Here is a 3,682-nt window from a genome sequence, read left to right as displayed (position 1 = left end):
ATTTTGCTGGCCCGTTCAAAAAATATCTGCGCAACGGCCAAATATTTTCCTGTCAGCGCTCGGGTCACGAGAGGCTACGTATGCGGTATCCAAAATTCCACTGCGGCTAAGCCGGGCAGCCGTCCCGGTCCGCCAAGAAAATGTGAGATCAGGGACCGCTCCATGGCCGTTCAAGCCGCCGATCCATTGCCCGGCGCAAGCACCTATTCCCCATCACGCGCCGACACGCCCGTCGGCGGCCGCTGGGGACAGCTGATCCTCGGCGTGCTGTGCATGTCGATGATCGCCAACCTGCAGTACGGCTGGACGCTGTTCGTCAACCCGATCAACGACAAGTACCAGTGGGGCAAGCCGGCGATCCAGGTCGCCTTCACGATCTTCGTCCTCACCGAGACCTGGCTCGTACCGATCGAGGGCTGGTTCGTCGACAAGTACGGCCCGAAGGTCGTCACGCTGTTCGGCGGCGCGCTCTGCGGCATCGGCTGGGCGATGAACTCGGTCGCCGACTCGCTGTGGTTCCTGTATCTGGCCGCCGCCATCAGCGGCATCGGCGCGGGCGCGGTCTACGGCACCTGCGTCGGCAACGCCCTCAAGTGGTTCCCGGACCGCCGCGGGCTGGCCGCCGGCCTCACCGCCGCCGGCTTCGGCGCGGGCTCGGCGCTCACCGTCATCCCGATCGCCGCGATGATCCGCGACAGCGGCTACGAGCAGACCTTCCTCGCCTTCGGCCTCGGCCAGGGGCTTGTGGTGATGGTCGCCGCCCTGCTGCTCTCGGCGCCGAGCGCCGCCTACAAGGACCGGACGCTGGTCGGCCGCACCTCCCCCAACGCCACGAGCCGCCGCCAGTACTCCTCCGCCGAGATGGTGCGGACGCCGATCTTCTGGCTGATGTACGCGATGTTCGTGATGATGGCCGCCGGCGGCCTGATGGCGACCGCCTCCCTCGCCCCCATCGCCAAGGACTTCCAGGTCGACACGATCCCCGTCTCGCTGATGGGCCTGACCCTGCCGGCGCTGACCTTCGCGCTCACCATCGACCGGGTGCTCAACGGCGTGACCCGGCCGGTCTTCGGCTGGATCTCCGACCGGATCGGGCGCGAGAACACGATGTTCTTCGCCTTCATGATCGAGGGCGCGGGCATCCTGGCGCTCGGCATGTTCGCCCACTCGCCGATGGCCTTCGTGCTGCTCACCGGCCTCGTGTTCTTCGCCTGGGGCGAGATCTACTCGCTGTTCCCCTCGACCTGCGCCGACACCTACGGCGACAAGAACGCCACCGCCAATGCCGGCCTGCTCTACACCGCCAAGGGCACGGCCTCGCTGATGCTGCCCGCCTTCCTGGCGATCCAGACCGCCACCGGCTCCTGGCAGAACGTGTTCTACCTCGCCTCCGGCATGGCCTTCGTCGCCGGGTTCCTCGCGCTCTTCGTCCTGAAGCCGATGCGCGCCCGCTTCGTCGCCCGCAACCAGTGAGGAGGGGAACCGTGACGCGCTGGATCGGCTTCGTCCACGACGGCAGGCACGGCTTCGGCCGCCTCGACGGCGAGCACATCGCCGTCTGCGAGGGCGACCTGTTCGGCGAGAACAGCCCGACGGGGCAGGTTCTGCCGCTCGCAGAGGTGAGCCTCGACCTGCCCTGCCGCCCTTCCAAGATGATCGCCCTGTGGAACAATTTCGGGGCGCTCATGGAGAAGCTGGAGCTATCGCGGCCCGAGGCGCCGCTCTTCCTGATCAAGCCCGCCAACACCTACCGGCCCTCCGGAGCGGTCGTGGCGGTGCCGGAGGCGTCGGGCCGGGCGCTCTACGAGGGCGAACTCGGCATCGTGATCGGCCAGGTGCCCGGCCGGGCGGCCCGCGACCTGACCGAGGAAGAGGCCGCCCGCCACGTGTTCGGCTTCACCTGCGTGAACGACGTCACCTCCGCCGCGATCCTCAAGGCGGATGCGAGCTTCACGCAGTGGGCCCGCGCCAAGGGGCTCGACGGCTTCGGTCCGTTCGGGCCCGTCATCGCCACCGGGCTCGACCCGGAGGCGCTGACCGTGCGCACCCTGGTGAACGGGCGCGAGCGGCAGAGCTTTCCGATCAGCGACATGCTGATCCCGGTCCCCCGGCTCGTGGCGCAGCTCTCGCAGGGGCTGACGCTGGAGCCGGGTGACGTGATCGCCTGCGGTACCTCGGTGGGGTCGGGACCGATCCCCAAAGGCGCCACCGTCGAGGTGGTGATCGAGGGGATCGGAACGCTCAGCAATCGTTTCGAGTAGGCGGAACTCAAGCAAAAGTGGTCTCTGCGGGCGGACGAAATCGGCCGGATCGGCGTTCTTAGGAAACGGCGTTTCAGGGCTCGGCCGGCGGAGCGGAAACGGCAGCACGGGTGAGAGACATGAGCATCGCGATCGTCGGCGCCGGCGCCATCGGCGGATATCTCGGAGTCAGGCTGGCTGAGGCCGGCGAGGACGTGACCTTCATCGCCCGCTCGAACGCGGAGGCGATCCGGGCGAACGGCATGCGCCTGATCGAGGAGGACGGCACCGAGATCCACTCGAAAACCGTCAAGGCGACCCGCTCCACGCAGGAGGCGGGCGTGCACGAGGTCGTGCTCCTGACGGTCAAGGCGCATCAGGTCGGCCCGATCGCCGCGGACCTGAAGCACCTGATCGGCCCCGACACCGTCGTGGTGACGATGCAGAACGGCATTCCGTGGTGGTACTTCATGGGCGGCCACGGCGGCGAATATGCCGGCACGCGGCTGGAGAGCGCCGATCCCGGCGGGCTGATCGCCGACCATCTCGACCCGAAGCACGTCATCGGCTCGGTGGTCTATCCGGCGACCGTGCTCACCGATCCCGGCACCGTGAAGGTGATCGAGGGCAACCGCTTCGGTCTGGGCGAACTCGACGGCTCGAAGTCGGAGCGGGTGCTCGCCCTCTCCCAGCGGCTGGCCAAGGCGGGCTTCCGCGCGCCCGTCACCAGCGACATCCGCGCCGAGATCTGGCTCAAGCTGTGGGGCAACCTCAGCTTCAACCCGATCTCCGCGCTGACCCACGCGACGCTGGAGGACATCTGCCGCTTCCCCGACACGCGGGCGATCGCCGCCGAGATGATGCGCGAGGCCGAGATCATCGCCAACCGGCTCGGCGTCACCTTCCGCCTCGGCATCGACAAGCGCATCGCCGGCGCCGAGAAGGTCGGCCCGCACAAGACCTCGATGTTGCAGGACGTCGAGGCCGGCCGCCCGATCGAGCTGGAGGCGCTGGTCGGCTCGGTGATCGAGCTCGGCCGCCTCACCGGCACGCCGACCCCGCATATCGACACCGTCTTCGCCCTGATGCGGCTCCTGGCCCAGAGCCTGGAGCGCGCCCAAGGTCGCCTCGCGATCCAGGGAGCGTGACGATGCTGCTGCCCGAGACGTCCGCCCTTCCCCCCACCGACTCCAAGGAGGCCAGCGTGCCCGCGACGACTCTTCACGAGCTGATCCAGGCCGGCGCCGATGCGGCCACCGCCCTGTCGAGCCCCGGCGGCGTGCCGCTGACCTTCCAGGCCCTGCGCGCGCTGACCGACCGCACGGTCGCCGACCTCAACGCCCGCGGCATCGGCCGCGGCGACCGGGTGGCGATCGTGCTGCCGAACGGCCCGGAGATGGCGGCGGCCTTCATCGCGGTGGCCGCCGGCACCACCTCGGCGC

At 68.8% G+C, this 3,682-nt stretch carries 4 protein-coding genes; all 4 read left to right on the top strand.

What is annotated here, in order from left to right; translation table 11 throughout:
- The first annotated feature begins 162 nt into the window (after positions 1–162).
- Complete coding sequence (gene oxlT, locus MFF42_RS23790) at positions 163–1,473, top strand: oxalate/formate MFS antiporter (protein WP_238258272.1); 1,311 nt, start codon at positions 163–165, stop codon at positions 1,471–1,473.
- Between the two features lie 11 nt (positions 1,474–1,484).
- On the top strand, positions 1,485–2,261 hold the full coding sequence (locus MFF42_RS23785; protein WP_238258270.1) for a fumarylacetoacetate hydrolase family protein: 777 nt from the start codon (positions 1,485–1,487) through the stop codon (positions 2,259–2,261).
- 119 nt (positions 2,262–2,380) lie between these two features.
- Positions 2,381–3,388 (top strand): 2-dehydropantoate 2-reductase, encoded by a 1,008-nt coding sequence (locus tag MFF42_RS23780; protein WP_238258268.1) that lies wholly within the window; start codon positions 2,381–2,383, stop codon positions 3,386–3,388.
- Positions 3,389–3,390: 2 nt separating this feature from the next.
- Positions 3,391–3,682 (top strand): AMP-binding protein (locus tag MFF42_RS23775; RefSeq protein WP_238258266.1); only part of this gene is annotated, 292 nt, incomplete at its 3' end.

This window comes from Methylorubrum podarium, assembly GCF_022179745.1.
In the GTDB taxonomy this organism is placed as follows: Bacteria; Pseudomonadota; Alphaproteobacteria; order Rhizobiales; family Beijerinckiaceae; genus Methylobacterium; species Methylobacterium podarium.
Note: the sequence above shows the minus strand (reverse complement) of the source record. Positions and strands in the feature narration are given on the sequence as shown.

Excerpts from the sequence above, each read along its gene's own strand:
- oxlT (WP_238258272.1), top strand. The coding sequence starts at position 163 with ATGGCCGTTCAAGCCGCCGATCCATTGCCCGGCGCAAGCACCTATTCC.
- MFF42_RS23780 (WP_238258268.1), top strand. The coding sequence starts at position 2,381 with ATGAGCATCGCGATCGTCGGCGCCGGCGCCATCGGCGGATATCTCGGA.